The organism is Shewanella sp. GutDb-MelDb (assembly GCF_002836075.1).
Lineage (GTDB): Bacteria > Pseudomonadota > Gammaproteobacteria > Enterobacterales > Shewanellaceae > Shewanella.
In genome coordinates, this window is the sequence record NZ_PJBM01000230.1 from 16,668 (window position 1) to 36,118 (window position 19,451).

17 protein-coding genes and 1 tRNA gene are annotated in these 19,451 nt (G+C 45.9%); 13 read left to right on the forward strand and 5 right to left on the reverse strand.

What is annotated here, in order from left to right; all coding sequences use genetic code 11:
- The 7 genes from CXF82_RS13320 to selB all read left to right on the forward strand — a co-directional run bounded on the left by CXF82_RS13320 (position 1) and on the right by selB (position 11,241).
- Positions 1 to 1,332, forward strand: a complete 1,332-nt coding sequence (locus CXF82_RS13320; protein WP_101090360.1) for an SO_0444 family Cu/Zn efflux transporter — start codon at positions 1 to 3, stop codon at positions 1,330 to 1,332.
- A gap of 926 nt (positions 1,333 to 2,258) precedes the next feature.
- Entirely contained in the window at positions 2,259 to 5,279 is a 3,021-nt protein-coding gene (gene fdnG, locus CXF82_RS13330) for a formate dehydrogenase-N subunit alpha (protein WP_145991689.1), read from the forward strand.
- Positions 5,280 to 5,281: 2 nt separating this feature from the next.
- The gene (gene fdxH, locus CXF82_RS13335) at positions 5,282 to 6,190 is read left to right on the forward strand and encodes a formate dehydrogenase subunit beta (RefSeq protein ID WP_101090358.1); all 909 of its coding nucleotides are present in this window, start codon (positions 5,282 to 5,284) and stop codon (positions 6,188 to 6,190) included.
- Between the two features lie 5 nt (positions 6,191 to 6,195).
- Positions 6,196 to 6,840: a formate dehydrogenase subunit gamma gene (locus tag CXF82_RS13340; protein ID WP_101090357.1), complete on the forward strand. Its 645-nt coding sequence runs from the start codon at positions 6,196 to 6,198 to the stop codon at positions 6,838 to 6,840.
- A 2-nt stretch (positions 6,841 to 6,842) separates the two neighbouring features.
- On the forward strand, positions 6,843 to 7,805 hold the full coding sequence (gene fdhE / locus CXF82_RS13345; protein WP_102039145.1) for a formate dehydrogenase accessory protein FdhE: 963 nt from the start codon (positions 6,843 to 6,845) through the stop codon (positions 7,803 to 7,805).
- Between the two features lie 107 nt (positions 7,806 to 7,912).
- Positions 7,913 to 9,337 (forward strand): L-seryl-tRNA(Sec) selenium transferase, encoded by a 1,425-nt coding sequence (gene selA, locus CXF82_RS13350; protein WP_101090355.1) that lies wholly within the window; start codon positions 7,913 to 7,915, stop codon positions 9,335 to 9,337.
- Positions 9,334 to 11,241: a selenocysteine-specific translation elongation factor gene (gene selB / locus CXF82_RS13355; protein ID WP_102044338.1), complete on the forward strand. Its 1,908-nt coding sequence runs from the start codon at positions 9,334 to 9,336 to the stop codon at positions 11,239 to 11,241. Before selA ends, selB begins: the two co-directional genes overlap by 4 nt.
- Here the strand turns inward: selB and CXF82_RS22340 are convergent.
- A tRNA-Sec gene (locus CXF82_RS22340) sits at positions 11,219 to 11,313 on the reverse strand. The two genes, selB and CXF82_RS22340, sit on opposite strands and share 23 nt — an antisense overlap.
- Positions 11,314 to 11,460: 147 nt before the next feature.
- On the opposite strand from CXF82_RS22340, the gene fdhD reads away from it, so the two are divergent.
- From fdhD to CXF82_RS13380, 5 genes are all read left to right on the forward strand, one after another.
- Positions 11,461 to 12,324, forward strand: a complete 864-nt coding sequence (gene fdhD / locus CXF82_RS13360; protein ID WP_102039147.1) for a formate dehydrogenase accessory sulfurtransferase FdhD — start codon at positions 11,461 to 11,463, stop codon at positions 12,322 to 12,324.
- A 22-nt stretch (positions 12,325 to 12,346) separates the two neighbouring features.
- Positions 12,347 to 13,597 carry a selenium metabolism membrane protein YedE/FdhT gene (yedE, locus tag CXF82_RS13365; RefSeq protein ID WP_102039148.1) on the forward strand — a complete coding sequence of 417 codons (1,251 nt, stop codon included), beginning with the start codon at positions 12,347 to 12,349 and terminating at the stop codon, positions 13,595 to 13,597.
- Between the two features lie 78 nt (positions 13,598 to 13,675).
- A complete protein-coding gene (gene yedF / locus CXF82_RS13370; protein WP_101090351.1) occupies positions 13,676 to 13,912 on the forward strand; it encodes a sulfurtransferase-like selenium metabolism protein YedF in 237 nt (78 codons plus the stop codon).
- 328 nt (positions 13,913 to 14,240) lie between these two features.
- Entirely contained in the window at positions 14,241 to 14,897 is a 657-nt protein-coding gene (locus CXF82_RS13375; protein WP_102039149.1) for a thiol:disulfide interchange protein DsbA/DsbL, read from the forward strand.
- 30 nt (positions 14,898 to 14,927) lie between these two features.
- A complete protein-coding gene (locus CXF82_RS13380) occupies positions 14,928 to 15,335 on the forward strand; it encodes a thiol-disulfide oxidoreductase DCC family protein (protein ID WP_101090349.1) in 408 nt (135 codons plus the stop codon).
- Between the two features lie 82 nt (positions 15,336 to 15,417).
- Here the strand turns inward: CXF82_RS13380 and CXF82_RS13385 are convergent, their stop codons facing one another.
- The 3 genes from CXF82_RS13385 to CXF82_RS13395 form a co-directional block, all read right to left on the reverse strand.
- Positions 15,418 to 16,152, reverse strand: a complete 735-nt coding sequence (locus tag CXF82_RS13385; protein ID WP_101090348.1) for a YebC/PmpR family DNA-binding transcriptional regulator — start codon at positions 16,150 to 16,152, stop codon at positions 15,418 to 15,420.
- Between the two features lie 158 nt (positions 16,153 to 16,310).
- Complete coding sequence (locus CXF82_RS13390; RefSeq protein WP_101090347.1) at positions 16,311 to 16,829, reverse strand: hypothetical protein; 519 nt, start codon at positions 16,827 to 16,829, stop codon at positions 16,311 to 16,313.
- Positions 16,830 to 16,947: 118 nt separating this feature from the next.
- On the reverse strand, positions 16,948 to 17,853 hold the full coding sequence (locus CXF82_RS13395; RefSeq protein ID WP_101090346.1) for a LysR family transcriptional regulator: 906 nt from the start codon (positions 17,851 to 17,853) through the stop codon (positions 16,948 to 16,950).
- Positions 17,854 to 17,975: 122 nt separating this feature from the next.
- On the opposite strand from CXF82_RS13395, the gene CXF82_RS13400 reads away from it, so the two are divergent.
- Positions 17,976 to 18,341 (forward strand): nuclear transport factor 2 family protein, encoded by a 366-nt coding sequence (locus CXF82_RS13400; protein WP_101090345.1) that lies wholly within the window; start codon positions 17,976 to 17,978, stop codon positions 18,339 to 18,341.
- A gap of 108 nt (positions 18,342 to 18,449) precedes the next feature.
- On the opposite strand, the gene CXF82_RS13405 is transcribed toward CXF82_RS13400, so the two are convergent.
- The gene (locus CXF82_RS13405; protein WP_101090344.1) at positions 18,450 to 19,391 is read right to left on the reverse strand and encodes a LysR family transcriptional regulator; all 942 of its coding nucleotides are present in this window, start codon (positions 19,389 to 19,391) and stop codon (positions 18,450 to 18,452) included.
- Between the last annotated feature and the right edge of the window lie 60 nt (positions 19,392 to 19,451).

Below are 19,451 nucleotides of genomic sequence, written 5' to 3' on the forward strand. Positions count from 1 at the left end.
ATGTTATTAAACAACTTTATCGACCTTTTTTTAGACTCGGCGCCTTGGCTGTTATTGGGCTTAGTGTTGGCGGGCATGCTCAAAATGTTTGTGCCTATGGCTTGGATGCAAAAACAACTTGGCGGCCACGGTTTTAAAACCGTAGTTAAAGCGGCCGTACTGGGTGCGCCTTTACCTTTATGTTCATGTGGTGTTATTCCTGCGGCAGTCGGCTTGCGCCGTAGCGGAGCATCAAAGGCTGCCACTACCTCCTTTTTAGTCTCTACGCCAGAAACTGGGGTTGACTCAGTGACGGTGTCTTACGTGTTGCTCGGCCCATTCATGGCGATTGTTAGGCCAATAGCAGCTGTTATCAGTGCAATTGTGGCAGGCCTATTAGTCGGACGTGACGACGATGACGGCAAACCCGCAGCCGATCAAGCTAAGCAAGCCGAGACATCATCATGCTGTAGTAGTAAGAAAGCGGAACCTAAAGTGGCCACTAGCTCATGCTGTGCAAGTGAAAAGAAAGCACCGCTGAGTATGAAACCGGTTGCAGATAGCAGCGTAATGTCAATGCCAGTCAATGCTGCACCACTGAATTTAAACCAAGCAGCAGGGGCTAAGCAATCAAGTTGCTGTAGCAGTAAAAAAACAGCGCCAATTCAGACTGAAGCTGCCACTTCGTCATGTTGCAGTTCAAAGTCGTCAGACACTACCGCTGAAACTGAAAGCTGCTGCGAGTCGACGAAAGATATCGCTACCGAGTTAAAAGGCACTTCGGTTATTAGTCGTATCGGTAAAGGCTTACATTTTGCGGCGACAGATTTAGTGCGTGATACTACAGTGTGGTTATTGGTCGGTTTATTTTTTGCCGCCTTAGTACAAACTTATGTCCCCGCTGACTTTATGGCAAAATGGGGCGATGGCATTTTAGCGATGTTGGTGATGGTCGTAATTTCTGTCCCTATGTATATCTGCGCGACAGCATCAACGCCTATTGCGGCGGGTTTACTACTGGCTGGCGTTTCACCTGGTGCAGTATTGGTGTTTATGTTGGCGGGCCCTGCGACGAATATAGCCACCTTAGGCGTGGTGACTAAAGAACTAGGCAAGCGCGCGCTATTTGGTTATTTAGGCGGTGTATTGGGCGTGGCATTAGTCTCGGGCATTATCGTCAACTACCTTGTCGAAACCTTTGGTTTTGTGGTTATGCCGCAGATTGGTGAGCAACATAACTTGTTGCCAGCGGCGATTGTCTACACTTCAGGTATTGTGCTTGCCATACTTATGGCTAAAGTCTTTTTAGACATGCTACCTAAAAACTGGTGGCGTCGAGATTGCTGCTCATAGTGTTACCCATCGTATAGGCTTATGCATTAAATTGATGGGTGTATAGATTGGCAGCAGAAAAAAGGCACTCATTGAGTGTCTTTTTTTATATTCATTAAAGCTGTCTGTTGAAACTGTGAGGTGACGAGAGTGCTTAAACTATCGACCATTTAGTCCGCCGCGGTTTGCTGTGGATCAACAAACACTCATCACTATTGAACATAGTAGCAGTCATATTATGTTCATTTTCGATATCAATATTTCATCATCTTCATCCAAACATGGTGCTAAAAACAGCATGTCCCTCGTTCAATGCTGCAAATATCATCTCTTCGACCTAGAGCTGTGCAAATTACGGCAACGGCAATTTGGCCCTATTTCCAGTTAAATCTAAATTAGTCGCTGCCACAGTGACGTTATAGGTGCGCCATATTGTCTCGATATAAATAAATAGCCTTCTGAAAAATTGAATAGCCTTTGTTATTTATAATCGATATCGGCATGTTGCAGGCTTATATTCCCTTGCAAGCCTGATATGGAGGCCTTTTCTAACGGAATTACGTTTTTATCATAGTCTCTATTTATCTTTTTACGTCGACACCTTTAGGGACATATTGTCGTTTTGAGTGGGTTAAATTGTCCGCTCTCGTTATTTGTGAGTTGAAGGGTGTTTAATGCTATACCTCTTGATTTCTGATTGTATAATTAGGCATAAATGCTGAGTTTCTATTATTTTTTGGCATTTAATTCTGTTGGTGCTTTGTTGTGATCTCGATCGTGCGTTAGTAATTGTCGGTATAGGTGACTTTAGGGATAATCCGTTGGCGTTGACGCGTCTTCGTTTAGCGTGCGGCTTAGCAAGACAAGTTAACGACAAAAACCAAACTACAGTGTCGAGATGAGAACCTCGGCCTGGGTAGAAAGAAAACTAATTGTGTGAGGGTAATATGAACAGACGTCAGTTTTTTAAACTGTGCGCGAGTAGTACTGCAACCTCAGCGATCTCTGCACTTGGGCTGTTGCCCAGTAAAGCGTTTGCTGCGGTTCGTGAGTTTAAACTACTAAGAGCGAAAGAGACCCGCAATAACTGTTGTTATTGTTCAGTGGGTTGTGGCTTATTGATGTACAGCCATGGCAGTAACGGCAAAAATGCCGAAAAATCTATTTTCCACATTGAAGGCGATGCGGACCATCCGGTTAACCGCGGCTCACTTTGCCCTAAAGGTGCAGGCCTGGTGGACTATGTGAACAGTCCGAACCGTAACCACTTTCCTGAAGTACGTGAACCAGGTACTAATGAATGGAAACGCATTAGCTGGAATGAGGCATTCGGTCGTATTGCTCGCTTGATGAAAGATGACCGTGATGCAAACTTTATCGAAAAGAACAGCGATGGAACCACGGTAAACCGCTGGTTGAGCACGGGGATGATGACCTCCTCTGCACAGCCAAACGAAGGCGCTTATATTACCCATAAATTTGCCCGTTCTCTTGGCCTCGTTGCCATCGATACTATTGCACGTAACTGACACTCCCCAACGGTAGCAAGTCTTGCTCCAACATTTGGGCGCGGTGCCATGACCAACCACTGGATCGATATTAAGAACTCCAATGTCGTGGTGATCATGGGCGGTAATGCCGCCGAAGCACACCCTGTCGGTTTCGGCTGGGTAACAGAAGCCATGGAACACAATAACGCCAAACTGGTTGTTGTCGACCCTCGTTATAACCGCAGTGCTGCACTGTCGGATTGCTACGCGCCTTTGCGCAGTGGTACAGATATCGCCTTTTTGCTCGGCTTAAGCCGGTACCTGATTGAAACTAAACAAGTTAACTATGACTATGTGAAGGCTTATACCAATGCCTCTTATATCGTCCGTGAAGATTTCGAATTTAATGAAGGTCTGTTCAGTGGTTTCGATGAGAAGAGTCGCACCTATGACAAAGAGACTTGGTACTACGAGCTTGATGAAGACGGTTATGCCAAAGTCGACGAAAGTTTTGAACATCCTCGCTGTGTATGGAACCTGCTGAAACAGCATGTGGAACGCTACGATTTTGACACCGTCAGCAACATCACAGGTACCCCTGTTGAGGATTATGAAAAAGTGTGTGCCATCATCGGCAGCACCTACACCCATGACAAAGCAGCAACCTTCATGTACGCCTTAGGTTGGACTCACCACACTAAGGGCACGCAAAATATCCGTTCTATGGCCATGGTTCAGCTATTACTGGGCAATATTGGCGTACTCGGTGGTGGTGTGAACGCACTTCGTGGTCACTCAAATGTGCAGGGCGCAACGGATATGGGGCTACTGTGTCAGGCACTGCCTGGTTACCTCAAATTACCGAGTGATAAAGATACGAGTTTACACACCTATCTCGAACACCATACGCCAAAACCACTGCGTCCGGGTCAGACCAACTATTGGTCAAACTACCCTAAGTTTTTCATCTCTCAGATGAAGAGTTTCTGGGGCGAGAACGCCACCAAAGAAAACAGTTTCGGTTATGACTGGTTACCGAAGTGGGATCAGCAATACGACTTCACTAAACACATCGACATGATGTACCACGGCGAGGTTAATGGCTATTTTATTCAAGGGGTTAACGCGATTAACTCTATGCCGAACCGTAACAAGACGTTAGCGGCATTTAGCAAGCTGAAGTTCATGGTGGTGATGGATCCACTCGCGACAGAAACATCCGTCTTCTGGAAAAAAGACGACAAGTTTAATGATGTCGATCCAAGCCAGATCCAGACACAGGTTTTCCGTCTGCCGACAACCCTGTTTGCCGAAGAGGAAGGCTGTATTGTCAACTCGGGTCGCTGGATGCAGTGGCACTGGAAAGGCGCGAATGCACCAGGTGAGTCTAAGCCTGATGCTGCGATCTTATCCGGTATCTTGATGAAGCTCCGAGCGCTTTATAAAGAGGAAGGCGGCGTATTGCCTGAGCCGATAAATGCGATTAACTGGGCTGGCTATCACGACTCTCATTTCCCGCATGGGTCGGAAGTGGCAAAAGAGCTCAACGGTATTGATCTTAAAACGGGTAAGCAGCTGGATAGTTTCAGTCAGCTTAAAGATGACGGTAGTACTGCCTGTGGCTGCTGGATCTACTCGGGTTCTTGGACCGAAGAGGGCAACTTGATGGCCCGCCGTGATAACTCGGATCCGTCCGGCAAAGGTATCACTCCGGGTTGGTCATTCGCGTGGCCTTCTAATCGTAGAGTGCTCTACAACCGCGCGTCATGTGACGTTAATGGCAAGCCTTGGGATCCAAAGCGAACCATTGTGGAGTGGAAGCATGATAAATGGCATGGCATCGATGTAGGTGACTTCAATATGAAGCTGACACCACAAGAATCGGCTCATCCGTTTATTATGCAACAAGAAGGTGTTGGACGTTTCTTTGCCCTTAAACACCTGGCTGAAGGACCTTTCCCTGAGCATTATGAGCCCATGGAATCGCCTATTGGCACCAATCCATTGCATCCAAAAGTTGTTAGTAATCCTGCGGTACGTATGCTTGATGGTGTAGCAGAAACCTTAGGTTCGCATAAGGAATATCCGTATGTGTGTACCACATACTGTGTGACTGAACACTTTAACTTCTGGACTGCGCATTGTCGTTTAGCGGCTATCTCGATGCCTGAGACGTTTGTTGAAATTGACGAAGTATTGGCGGCAGCTAAAGGGATTAACAGCGGCGATTGGGTCACCGTGAGTTCTAAACGTGGGGAGTTGCAGACCAAGGCATTAGTGACTAAGCGCCTACAACCGCTCAAGGTTCATGGACAGCTAGTGCACACCGTGGGATTACCGCGTCATGGCGGTTATAACGCGCTAACTCGCAAGAGCAGCAGTTGTAATGTTCTGACCACAGAAGTCGGTGATGCAAATACTCAGGTGCCTGAATTTAAGGCATTCCTGGTAAATGTTACTAAGGTGGAGGCGATCTAATTATGTCTACTCAAGATATTATTTTAAGCTCCGGCACCTCTAGGCTCAGCCCCGCGGCGCAGGTAAGAAAGAAACTGAGCAAGGTGGCCAAGTTATTTGATGCCACCAAGTGTAACGGCTGTAAGGCTTGTCAGGTTTCCTGCTCTGAGTGGAACGATCTGCGGGCACCCATAGGTGAGTTTACTGGTAGCTACCAAAACCCGGCGGACCTTTCCTCCGAGTGCTGGACTCTGATGAAGTTTAACGAGGTTACCGATGAGAAAGACAAGCTACTACGTTGGCAGTTTACTCATACAGCCTGCATGCATTGTGATGATCCAGCTTGCTTGACCGCTTGTTCGACCAAAGATGCCATTGTTCAACATGCCAACGGTATTGTGGACTTTGACTCTGACAAATGTATCGGCTGTGGATATTGCGTAACCGCTTGTCCATTTGATGTCCCTAAGCTCGACTCTGTGGATCAAAAAGCCTACAAATGCACCATGTGTTCTGACCGATTGCAAGTGGGTCAGGAACCCTCATGTGTGAAGTCATGTACCACTGGCGCGCTGAAGTTTGGTACTCGTGAAGACATGCTTTTTATCGCAGATATGCGTATTAAGCAACTTCACGAAAAGGGCTTTACTAAGGCTGGATTGTATAACCCAAAAGGGGTTGGCGGTACCGGTATGATGATGATTTTGCATGATATCGATGACCCACAAAGTTATGGTTTACCCGCTGATCCAAAGACCAGCTTGTCGATCAAACTATGGCAAGACCTAGTCAAACCTTTGGGAGCTGCAGGGATTATCGCCACTGTGGCGGTGGCTTGTCTGCACCGTATCACTGTGGGCCGCAATATCGTCGAAGAAGATGAACCTGCTGCGTTCGATCACTCTCACCCAAGCAAGTCAGATAAGGAGTAACGCTCATGCATAAGCAGAATAAGATTTTGCGCCATAAGTTGTTCGATCGGATCTGCCACTGGTTTGTGGTGGCGGTGGGCTTGGTGACTTTTCTTACCGGCTTTGGTTTCTTTTTCCCATCTTTTCAATGGTTGGGAGCCATTGCAGGTACGCCGCAGATGGCGCGCTTTGTTCATCCTATCGCCGGCTTGATGATGTGTCTGCCGTTGATGTTGATACTCGTGCGTTATTACCACCATAACAAGTGGGAAAAGAACGACCTTAAATGGATGCTAGCTATCAAGGATGTGATGTTTGAAAACGAGGACAAAATCCCCGCTATCGGCCATTACAATCCGGGGCAAAAAGTGCTGTTTCGCACCTTTGTGGTGACCTCTGTCGTGTTGACAGTGACTGGCATCATGATGTGGCAGCCCTACTTTGCGCCTTACTTTGCCTCCGCCGCTATCGAGTGGGCCATCTTGTTGCACGCCATTTGTGCGGTGATCATGTTGATCTTCGTCATCGTGCATTTCTGGATGGCTACCTGGGTAGAAGGGTCGGTTGCAGGCATGTTGTATGGCTCTGTTTCAAGAGCCTGGTGTAAGAAGCACCATCCCAACATGCTTAATGATCCAAAACTAAAGACTATAAAGCAGGAAAAACACTAATTATGAGCACAGCAATACTCGACGCTGAAAAAATCCCGGCCCAGAAATTGGAGATCAAAACCTTGATCCCTGCAGATCCTCAAGCGATCTACCAATTCCGGGCTGCAAGGCTCGCAGAGCTCGCTGAAGAGTCAGGTTTGCCTGATTACTTTCGCTTGCTGAAGCTGTTGGTCAGCGCACAAGCCCGGGTAGCCGGCGTTGCCACACCGACAGATTTATCTGAGCTGAGCTGCTTTGGCCCCAAGCCTGAGTTTGATTTCGAGCAAAGTCAGCCTATGGCACAGGGTCATTTTGAGTGGGGAAACTATTGGCAGTCGGTATTGCTGGAGCTCATAAGTGATCTCTTGCCTAAGCTCTTGTCCAAGCCTTCGTCTGAATCTTCGCCTGAAAGTGCGGCGGATCTAACGGCAGTACTAAAGGCGTTAGCGAGTACTGAACCGGAAACCTTACAGCAATATGCCGAGGCGATGTTACTCGGTCACTTTGCAGAGGTTCCGGCTGAGTACACCCTGTTTATCTGGGCAGCGCTATCAGTCTATTGGTCTCACTGGGCGACGGATGTAGCAACAGCTTTAGCAACAACGGGACAAGGCTATAAAACCCTATGCCCGGTGTGTGGCTGTCATCCGGTGGCGAGTGTTATCAAGGAGAAACCACGCACAGGTTTACGTTATCTACATTGCAGCTTATGTGAAACTGAGTGGCATCAGATCCGTGCCGAGTGCACCTCTTGTGGTGAAGACAAAGGGGTTTTTCTTTGGGCTGAAACAGAAACTAAGGCCGCTGTGCGGATCGAAAGCTGTGACACCTGTAAGGGGTACACCAAGATGTTGTTTACTGACATCAACCCCAAATTCGAGGTCGCAGTGGATGATCTAGCAACGCTACTTATGGATAAATATGTGGTAGAGCAAGGCTATTTGGCCACAACGGTTAATCCGCTATTGCTGGCTCACGAGCAGTAAAGTAAGTCCCGTCAGGGCGGCTGATTCCAGATAACGGAGTCAGTCGCACTGATTTTTATTCCAGTAAGTTCAGTGACAACTGAATAGAAATTTATAGACATTATCAGATGACCTCAGCAATCGACACTACCGCCGCACTTTACCGTTCACTGCCAGCCATGGACAGCCTATTGCTGCATAAGGCCGTGCTAAAACTCAGGCTAGAGTATGGCGATACTTGGGTTAAGAGCCAACTCAACAGCTTGCTTAATCAGGCAAGAGAGCTTATCGCTCAGCAGAGTAAACTCCCGGACTACTGCGGGGCACCTGAGGCGATCATAAAAGAGTTAACCCATAAATTATTAGACGGTCAACGCCACAGTCTACAAGCGGTATGGAACCTGACGGGGACCATATTGCACACCAACCTCGGACGTTCGCAACTGAGTGAAGCGGCAATTTCTGCCGTCACTAAGGTGATGCGTTACCCGACGCCCTTAGAGTTTGAACTGGAGGCTGGCAAGCGTGGTCACCGTGATCAAGCGATAGGCAAGATATTGCAGCAGTTAACCGGTTCTCAGAGTTGCTGTCTGGTGAATAACAACGCCGCAGCCGTACTTTTGATGCTTTCAGGGGTTGCGGCGGGTAAAGAGGTTATTGTCTCACGTGGCGAGCTAGTGGAAATTGGTGGTGCCTTTCGCATCCCTGATATTATGCGTCAAGCTGGTTGCACTTTAATTGAAGTTGGCAGTACTAACCGCACGCATCTACGCGACTACGAAGCGGCGATCACTGAAAACACCGCCGCCATAATGAAAGTTCACACTAGTAACTATCATATCCAAGGTTTTACTGCGGCGGTGGATGAAAAACGCTTGGCCACGCTCTGCCAGCAACACCGGATCCCACTGATCTCAGATCTGGGAAGTGGTGCGCTGACCGATCTGAGTCAGTTTGGCTTAGGCGATGAACCCACGCCGCAAAACATGCTCACTGATGGCGTCAACTTGGTCAGTTTTTCTGGTGATAAATTACTCGGTGGTCCACAGGCTGGGCTCATCGTTGGCGACAAAAAACTCATCGATAAACTGCAGCAACATCCATTAAAACGCGCACTGCGTTGCGACAAGATGACGCTAGCTGCTCTCGAAGCGACTCTATTGCTCTACCGAAACCCTAAGCGGCTCAATGAAGAGTTGCCTATGCTGAGAAAAATGTCTCGTTCACTGGCCGAACTGGAGCAAGTGGGCCAGCAGATGATGGCTGAATTACCTGAATATTTTGCCTCGCACTTCACCTTGGCGATCACCGCAAGCCAAACTCAGGTCGGCAGTGGCTCCCAGCCAGAGACTCTACTGGAATCTTTGGCACTGACCTTCACACCGACGACTAATAGCCAATACCGTATTCATCAGTTAGAGCAAAAGTTTAAGCAGCAAGATAAACCTATCATAGGTCGAATGGCCAATAACCAATATTGGTTGGATCTTCGCGGTGTCGAACAGGAAACTAGCTTAATCAATGCCCTAAGACAGGTTGGACAAAGCTTATGATCATCGTGACTGCGGGTCATGTTGATCACGGCAAGACGAGTCTTATTCAAGCCCTTACGGGGACCGATGCCGATAGACTGCCTGAAGAGAAGAAACGCGGCATGACCATCGAACTCGGTTACGCCTTTATGAAGGTGATTGATGATCAACGTCTGGCTTTTGTTGATGTTCCTGGGCATGAAAAGTTTATCAATACCATGCTGGCGGGGGTGAGTTGTGCTAAGCATGCCTTGCTAATCATCGCTTGCGATGACGGAGTCATGCCTCAAACAACTGAACATTTAGCAATTTTACAGCTGCTGGATCTTGAAAACCTAATCGTGGTGCTGACTAAGCAAGATCGAGTCGATAGCGCAAGAGTTGAAGCCGTTAAGGTGCAAGTGGGTGAACTGCTGGAGCAATACCGAAGGCAGAGCCCTATTTATGTAGTATCGGCGTTGACTGGCGCGGGTATTCCCGCACTCAGTCAGGCAATCAAACAGCTTGCGCTCACTCAGGTCAATGCGCTTAGTCAGCTAAGCCTACAAACCAGCTTTCGCATGGCTATTGATCGGGTTTTTACGGTCAAAGGTGCAGGTCTGGTGGCTACCGGTACAGTGATAAGCGGTCAGGTGAGTGAAGGCCAAAGCCTCTACCTTTCAAAACAGAGTAAGGCTGTTAAAGTCAGAACTCTGCATAGCCAAGGTCAGGTTAGTCGCCTTGCCCACTGTGGCCAGCGTGTCGCAGTTAACTTAACCGGTGTTAATCAACATAGTGGTGCTCAACGTGGTGACTGGCTAACAGCATTAGCCCCAATGGCAGCGCCCAAGGTCATTTGCGGCGTACTCGATAGCTGTCTGCCGTTCAAACATTGGCAAAGCGTGCAAATTCACTTAGCTAATAGCCATACCACGGCGCGCATCGGCTTATTAAAAATACTGCCCAACAATCAGGCATTGATCGAGCTCCAGTGCGAGCAGGCGCTACCTTGTGTGGAACAAGATAGGATCATCGTGCGCGACGCTGCAGCGAAAATCACACTTGGGGCGATGCGAGTACTCGACCTTTCTCCGCTAAAACGAGGCAAGCGTAGTCCTGAACGGCTGAGTTACTTAAGTAAACTTAAAGACTGCACCACAATCACTGCCAGTTTACAGGCGCAAATCGCCGAGCATTGTATAGCAAAGTCAGATTTTATGTGGGCCAATCAGTTGACTGGGCAACACGATGTCTTATTGCATAATAAAGAGGTGGTTGAAGTTGCAGGCTACTTATTATCAGCACAGCTTAATAGCCACATAGAGGCGCAACTATTAGCGCAGATAAGTGACTATCATCACGCATCGCCCGAATTATTGGGACTAACCATCAATCGTTTACAACGCATGACCCATGGCCAATATCCATTGGCCGTTTTGAGCTATATCAGCGATAGCCTCTGCCTGCAAAAACGTCTGCATTGCACTAGGGGCTTATTACACCTGCCACGGCATAACTTAGCGCTATCGGATAATGAGCAGCAACTATGGCTGCTGATAAAGCAGCAGATGCTAATGGCTAGGGGGCCGTTATGGTCATCAGAGCTTGCAGCTGGGCACCACTTGGACTTGAGCATCGTGCGTCAGCTTTGTCGCAAGCTCATTCAATTGGGGTACATTTCTGCAATTATTAAAGATCGTTATGTGCTAACTGAAAACCTTTATTTTTATGCCAATGTTATTCGTGAACTGATCAATATACATGGAGAAATAAAAACCGCTGATTTTAATTCCATCATTAAATTAGGCAGAAAAGTCAGCATTCAACTTTTAGAGTTTTATGATCGCAGTGGATTAACTTGGAGAAAGCAAAAGGATAATTCTAGAGTCATAAAAGATAGCAGTGTTTTTATATTAAGTGATTTGGCGGAAGAACATAGGAGTTGAACCTACCCGGGACTGCTGGCAGCCCCACCTGGATTTGAAATCCAGACGTTTCACCGGAAACGACGTTCTTCCTTAACACTTGCGAGAATAATAGATAATTGTTTGTAATTAAACAATATCAGTAGTTTCTATATTTAATAAATGTGAGTCCAACAATCATTTATCGATATGAATGATGAACAGTGGGACATTATTTACCAGAACAAATGGAAAATTGCTATGACGGAACTTGTGTGTGGGCTCAATAATATTACTGAACAGACTAAAGTGACTTGTTTTCGAAATGATAGAGAGCAATCATTAATAGAAACCGTCGCAAAAGAGGTGAGGGTTGCGTTGATCTATAATGGTATCTCTCATGTAGTAATGATGGCCAGCCCAACTGCATTAAAAGAGTTTGCCATTGGTTTTAGTTTGTCTGAATCCATTATTGATGACATTAAAGATATTCGTTCAATCGACATCGAGACCATAGAAACGGGTATTTTGGTGCATATAGCGATTAGCCCACGCAGCTTTCTACATCTTAAAGCTCATAGGCGTAGCCTTGCGGGTCGAACGGGCTGCGGACTTTGTGGTGTAGAACAGATAGAGCAAACGGTTAAACCGATTGTAAAAGTCACAGGCACTGAAAAGTTTAATTTAAACAGTCTAAAAAAGGCCTTATCTAGTTTACATCAGCATCAAACTGCATTTAATTTGACCGGAGCCACACATGCTGCTGCCATGTTGTCTGCAGAAGGTGATATTATATCTTGCTTCGAAGATGTGGGACGTCATGTCGCGTTAGATAAATTAATTGGTCATATATCTTCTGATAATAAATATCGCCAGTCGGCATTATTATTAACCAGTCGAGCCAGTTTTGAAATGGTACAAAAAGCCGCCATTTCAAACATTAGCATTGTATTTGCAATTTCTTCCGCAACTTCGTTAGCAATAGAGATAGCTCAAAAATCTAATATTACCTTAGTCGGATTCTGTCGTGAAAACAGAGTGACAATATATACCCATCCAGAAAGGTTATATCTGTGTAATGAAACGCTAAGTAATGTTAACAATAATAACTTGGCTGTAATGTAAAATAAGTTTTGGTAATTTAAATATGTGGTTAACGTTTAAAAATAAGTTCTTTATTCAATTTTGGTCTCCTTTTGCTGCAGTGATTGCTGCCGGTATTTTGTCGACCTATTTTTTTGGCCTAACGGGTTCCCTCTGGGCGGTGACCGGCGAGTTTACGCGCTGGGGTGGGCATATAATGCAATGGTTTGGCGCCGAGCCAGAGACATGGCAGTACTTTAAAATTATAGGCCTCGAAGGGACACCATTAGATCGGGTTGGTGGGGTAATGATTATTGGCATGTTCGGCGGGTGTTTAGCCGCGGTATTGTGGGCGAACAACATGAAACTGCGTATGCCAAGCAGTAAAAAGCGTATCGGGCAAGCGCTGATCGGCGGCATGATTGCTGGTTTTGGCGCGCGTTTGGCCATGGGGTGTAATCTGGCGGCGTTCTTCACTGGTATTCCACAGTTTACCTTGCATGCATGGCTATTTGCGTTTGCGGCGGCGGCAGGCACCTATATTGGTGCCAAGATTACTCTATTACCCTTTTTCCGCTCAAGCGCAATCGTTAAACCGGGTGGCTTGAAGAAAGTGATAAAGCCTAATCCTAATCAAGTGCAGAATCGTTTTCGATTAGGTTGGGTGGTGTTTGCTGCGATAGTCGCTGGCTCATTTTATATTATGAGTAGCTCTACCAAGCTGGGTTTCGCGATGTTGATGGGGATTGTGTTTGGTTTGTTAATTGAACGGGCACAGATCTGTTTTACGTCTGCTTTCAGAGATATGTGGATAACAGGTCGTACTCACATGGCGAAAGCGATCATCTTGGGCATGGCTGTCAGTGTTATCGGGATCTATAGCTATGTGCAGCTTGGAATGACACCAAAAACCCTTTGGGCGGGTCCAAATGCGCTGATAGGCGGCTTATTGTTTGGTATCGGGATCGTTATCGCAGGTGGCTGTGAAACGGGCTGGATGTACCGCGCATTGGAAGGGCAAATTCATTTTTGGTGGGTGGGTATTGGCAATATTATTGGTGCGACCATTTTAGCTTATTACTGGGATGTCTTTTCGGCACCGTTGGCAACCAATTGGGATAAGGTGAATTTGCTGGATGTCTTCGGTCCATTAGGTGGGTTAGGCGTGACGTATTTGCTACTGGCGCTCTCTTTCGGATTGATTTTATTGTGGGAAAGGCACTTTTTTAAAAAGCAGCGAAGTTTGAAAAATGAAAACTTCTCACCCGTGGTGTCACAACCTGATGTGGTTATTGCAATGGCAAAAACACTGTAGCTACATACCCGTTATAAACAAATTTACTTTATTATCAGCTCAAGGTGACTTGAGCTGACTTTTGCTGAGGAGCAAAGTATGACCGAGTCTGTTGTGGCCGATTACAATTTAGAAATCTATGGTGAACCTTGCCCTTATCCTGCGGTTGCTACGCTTGAGGCTATGGCGTCATTAAAGCCTGGAGAAGTGTTAGAAGTGCTCACTGATTGCTCGCAATCGATCAATAATATCCCTAGTGATGCACGCAATCATGGCTATGAAGTACTTGATATTAGCCAGCAAGGTGTGATGCTGCGTTTTTTGATAAGACGATAATAGTCACAACGTTGTCATGTTGCTGCGCTTGATAAAGCGGCTGATACAAGGGCATCGACTTTCTTCGGCTTGTGCGTCGTCTAGGTAAAAACTTCTGCCGTAGATAACGGTAGGGCGGAGTGGCGATAGCAATGCTGCAGTCCGGCGAGCAACATCTTGTTGCTCGACGCTATGTTTTTAACTGCTAGTCATAAAGCATTATTATTAAAGGCACTCATTGAGTGCCTTTTTTATGCTAATTTATAAGGTAATAGCTTACAAATTAGCATGGAAAATCTGCAATTATAGACTCTTGCTAGCTTTCAATTATCACATCGTAAGGATACATATGAATAAACTACTCACACTATTGCTACTGACCTTTATGGTTGCAGGTTGCGGTGACAATAAGGTTGTCGATACTGCTTCAGGTTACATTGAAGGTGTTAATTATCGGACACTTGCTACGCCAATTGCGACGGACAGTGAACAAATAGAAGTGATGGAGTTTTTCTGGTACGGCTGCCCGCATTGCGAGTCATTTGAAAAACCATTACACCAATGGCAAAAGGTGATGCCTGAGGGCGTTGAGCTCGTTCAATCTCCGGCGATATGGAATGAACCGATGAAGCTGCACGCGAAGGTGTTTTTCATTGTACAGAATATGCCAAATAATCAGCCGATCCATGCTGCACTATTCGCTGAGATTATGGACTTACGTGAGGTTCGAGATCTTAAGCTTCAAACCGAAGAGTTGGCTGTTTTCCTAAAAGGCTATGGTCTTAGCGAGGCGGATTTTAAGCAACAACTGTCATCGGTTGAAATCAACAAAAAACTGCAGCGCGCAATCGAGCTTATGTCGCAGTCTAAAATTGAAGGTACACCGTCTATTTTGGTTAATGGTCGGTATTTAGTACTCAATGAGTCGGCGAAAACGGTTGAACAGATAATGGATATTACCAGTTTCCTCGTCGAGAAAGAGAAGGTGCGTTTAGCTGCGCAATAGCGCAAAAGCAGTATAAGAGAGGAGAGTGTCGTGCAATCACAGTCAGAAGTAATCATATTCGATGGCGTTTGTAACTTGTGCCACGCTGCGGTTAATTTTGTGATTAAACACGATAGTGCGGAACGCTTTGTGTTTGCACCACTGCAATCGAATACCGCCAAAAGATACTTGTCTAAGCATGGTGTTACTGACGATGCCTTAGATAGCGTGATATTGATTAAGGCTGATCAATGTTTTTTAAGAAGTGATGCCGCGATAGAAATTGCAAAGTCACTTGATGCGCCTTGGCCGCTATTGCGTTTTATCCGTTTTGTGCCTAAAGTGATTCGTGATGGGCTTTATAATGCCGTGGCTAAACGTCGTTACTCATTATTTGGCACCAGAGCCATATGTATTCTGCCAACGGAAGAGATAAAGCAGCGCTTTATTGAGGATTAATCCCCGTTGCTCTAAACAAAAAAGGCACTCAATGAGTGCCTTTCAATTGCGTAAAATGCCGTTGCATGGCATTAGCGCTAATTTATGCTTCTTCTGGTAACTCGGCATTGTGGTAAACGTTCTGTACGTCATCACAATCTTCAAGTGCAGCAAGGAACCTCTCAAACAGCTCTATCTCTTCAGTATCGGTAACTTGAGTCATCGTTTGCGGAACAAATGTAATCTCTTCCATAACAAAGTCAGTATCAGCCGGCAATTCAGCCGCTAATGCCGTTTTAACTTTAAAGAATTCAGTGTGAGGTGCGTAAACGCTGATCATACCGTCTTCAAGTTCAACGTCGGTTACATCAACGTCTGCCATGATCAACATTTCAAGAATGGCGTCTTCGTCTTCACCCGCAAATACAAATACTGCCTGATGATCGAACATGTGGCCGGCAGTGCCTGGACCACCGAGCTTGGCGCCGTTCTTAACGAATGCTTGGCGGACTTGGGTAAAGGTACGCTTACCGTTGTCGGTTAGGCAATCTGCAATGACCATACAGCCACCAGGACCAAAACCTTCGTAACGAGCACTTTCATAGTCCTCACCACCACCACCACGGGCTTTCTCAATCGCACGCTCAATAACATGAGCGGGTACTTGATCTTTTTTAGCCTTGGAAATCATTTGACGTAACGCTAAGTTACCTTCAGGATCGAAACCACCATTTTTGGCACAAACGTAAAGCTCTTTTCCGTATCGAGAATAGATTTTTGTTTTCTGCCCAGCGGTTTTCGCCATGGATTCTTTCTTGTTTTGGTATGCTCTGCCCATCTTGACCTTTCTCACTAAGCTTTAAAAATTGCAAACGATGTTAGCAGCTTTATTTGTACAAATCAGGGGGCAGGCCTTTAAAAATACAAAAATCTGCTAATTAATATCACTTTCGCGCGTGGTTTTAGCTGCAGAGGTGAGGCATTCTTTAAACCTAATTAAAGTAGATGGTGATTAAAATTCACCTGACGGCTGGCTAACACTGCTGCGGTTATGCGCATCGCCTGATCTATCGCAGTATCGCTTTGTCCTAATGTCTTTAAACTCATGGTATGACTTTGAAAACAGGCGTAGCCGCCATTAACCATCGACACCGCAATACATGCATAGTGATAATCGACTTCATTTTCGACGGCAATATCCGTAAAGGGCCTCAATTGAAGCGACTCTAGATTGCCTCCCGCGTGAATATCAACAAACTGCCGGCTAAAGAAGTAAGGGTTAGTCACAGACATGCGGCTAACGGCATACTGCATTTCACGCTTGGCTTCTGCGCTCAGGTCTCCAACGATGAATTGCACTTGCTTAACAACATCCTCGTCTCTACAGGCTAGCGCTGCAGCCCATGCGACCATTTTGATCGCCGAAGAGGGAAGGTGATTCTCGCTAATTAATACCGATTTAAGCAGTAGACGTTGATCTTCTGACTCATCGGGAAATTGAACAAAGGTAGACATAATGAGCTTCCTCAGGTTTGATAAGTCGTGGATTGATTTTAGTGTATTAATAACCAATATGTTGCGTGATTAAGCATCCATAGGCTTTTTTTTCCTTGTGTTCGGACCTAAATTTGCTCTATATAAAGTGCCTCATAACGGCTTCGATGGTATGGGTTACCAGTAATGGTGGCTTACGACCAAAATCATGTACGGCGTACACCGCATTCATCGGGCATTGGTAATCAGGGAGCAACATGGCTAGTAGTCCCTGTTGTTCTGCTTGTTTAAACACAAATTCAGGCAGCAATGAAATACCTAAACCCGCTTTGGCTAGTGCACCAACAGCAGAGGAGTTGTCGGTGAACCTGTTGGCAACAAAGTTGAGTTGTTTCAGTGCTTCCGCCTTTCTAATCTTACCATCAGGTAACGGTTCCACTGAATGAGTGACAGTTGCTTTCTGCCAAGAGTTGGCGATGTAATCTAACGATTGCCACTGCTCAGCATCAATCTTCGTTTGATGCTTGTCGATATAGTCAGGGCTGGCGCATATTACATCTCTGAAATGACCTAGCTGGCGTTGCATTAAGTTGCTGGATGGCAGTTTTCCCACTCTAATCACCAGATCGATATCATCACTGAGTAGATCGATACGCTGATCTGCAACTGTGATGGTTGGGCGAATGAGCGGATTATCATTGCAGAGTTGGCTAATCGCTGGGGCGACGATAGAGTCAATTAATGCATGCGGCGCACTGATCCTGATAGGCCCTGCAAGCATCCCCCCGGTATCGCGAGCTTCACGCCAGGCAACCTGAGATATGTCAGCCATCTGCTTGCAGTGTTGATAGAAGTCAGTTCCCGCCGGCGTCAGTTGTTGCTTACGAGTGGTGCGATGCAGCAATTGCACGCCGATCGCAACTTCGAGGCTTTTCAAATGATGGCTCACAACTGATTTCGATAGCGCTAGATTGTCGGCTGCTGCGCTAATAGAGCCAGCATCAACGATCTGTTTGAATATTGCCATATGGCGTAAATGATCCATAGCCCCTCTATATTGTTCTATTTAATCGAACAGTGATTGCGAGATTGCCTAGGTTATCAATGCAAATGTTAACTGTAAACTAACGCTCTATATTATTTATGTGCAGATCCGGGAGCGAGACTATGTCAGCCACATTATTAAACGCAGTTAAGTTAGCAAGTGAAACGTGGAAAAATGGTTTTAATACTCAAGACGCGCAGCAGTGTGCTGCTCAATACGAGGCTAATGCGACTATGAATGCTAGGCCTTTCGGTGAGTTTGTTGGTAGAGATGCGATTGAAGCATTTTGGCAGAACCTCATCAATGAAGGGTTTAACAGTGTTGAATACATTGAGCCACAATTCAGCGTCGTTGATAACAGCACGGTATTGCTAACCTCAGCTTGGAAAATGAATAAAGCCCATGGGGTTATCCATAAAGAACTGTGGGTGCTACAAGATGATGGTTCAGCAAAATTGTCTGATGATGATTTTGAAGTGTTAGGTTAACGCGATTGAGCATGACTTAAACCCAATCAGTGCTTTACTACTAATGTTTATGCACCCTTATCGGGCTCTATTTTGAGCCCTTTTTTTAGTTAGCAATAAACCTGCATGTTACTCTGGTTCGCCAGGTCGTTGAATATAGTCGGGTACCTCAATGATTAAGTCCCGCCACTTTTCAAACAAGTTTTGATATAGAAATTCAGTAAATACGCGGTATTTTCTCGGTAGATAAACGCGCTGCGGCATGCTCATGGTAACGACGCTTTGCTTCATAGGATAGTCTTGAAGAACGGCGACTAATGAGCCATTCTTTATCGCTTCACTGCCTATCACCATAGGAACAGTTGCAATGCCTAACCCCTCAATTGCGGCTTCACGCACCAAGGTAATGTTATTGGTCTCAAGCCTTGATTTGGGTTCAACGGTTAACCATTTTTCACCATTAAACAGGGACCAGCTGTTATCAACGTATGGTGTTGAAAGTCTAATACATTGATGTTGGTTGAGGTCTTCAGGGATCTGTGGGGTACCATTTTGGCTAAGATATTCAGGGCTTGCCATCAGCACTTTAGGTGTGTTTAGCAGAACATAGGTTTGCAGTGCCTGATTCGGTTTTTCAGTGATCTGAAATAAAATATCAATACCTTCGGCTATCACATCGACTTTACGATTTGTCAGTTCAGCTTCAATAGTGATGTGCGGATAGGCGGTGAGAAATTTTGCCAGTACTCGCCCAAAGTACAGCTGGCCTAATTCGATAGGACAGATAATTTTTAGATGACCTTTAATTGACTCCTGGCTGGCACTTAGCTGATCTTCGGCATTTTGCAGATCGGCGAGAATACCATGCACTCTGTGGTAGTAGTTTGCACCGGCCTCAGTGAGTTTTAGCGCTCTTGTGGTTCTAAATAATAGTTGTACTCCTGCGTCTGCTTCTAACTCTGCAATTTTTCGGCTCACTGTTGCCTTGGTGATCCCTAAGGCTTTAGCGGCTTTGGTGAAGCTGCCTTGCTCAACGACTTGAGCAAACATCTGCACTCTATTTAAATCCATTGGTTTAAACTCATGATTGTTACACCTGTGAAACAGTGGGTAATATTTTAACTATCTAAT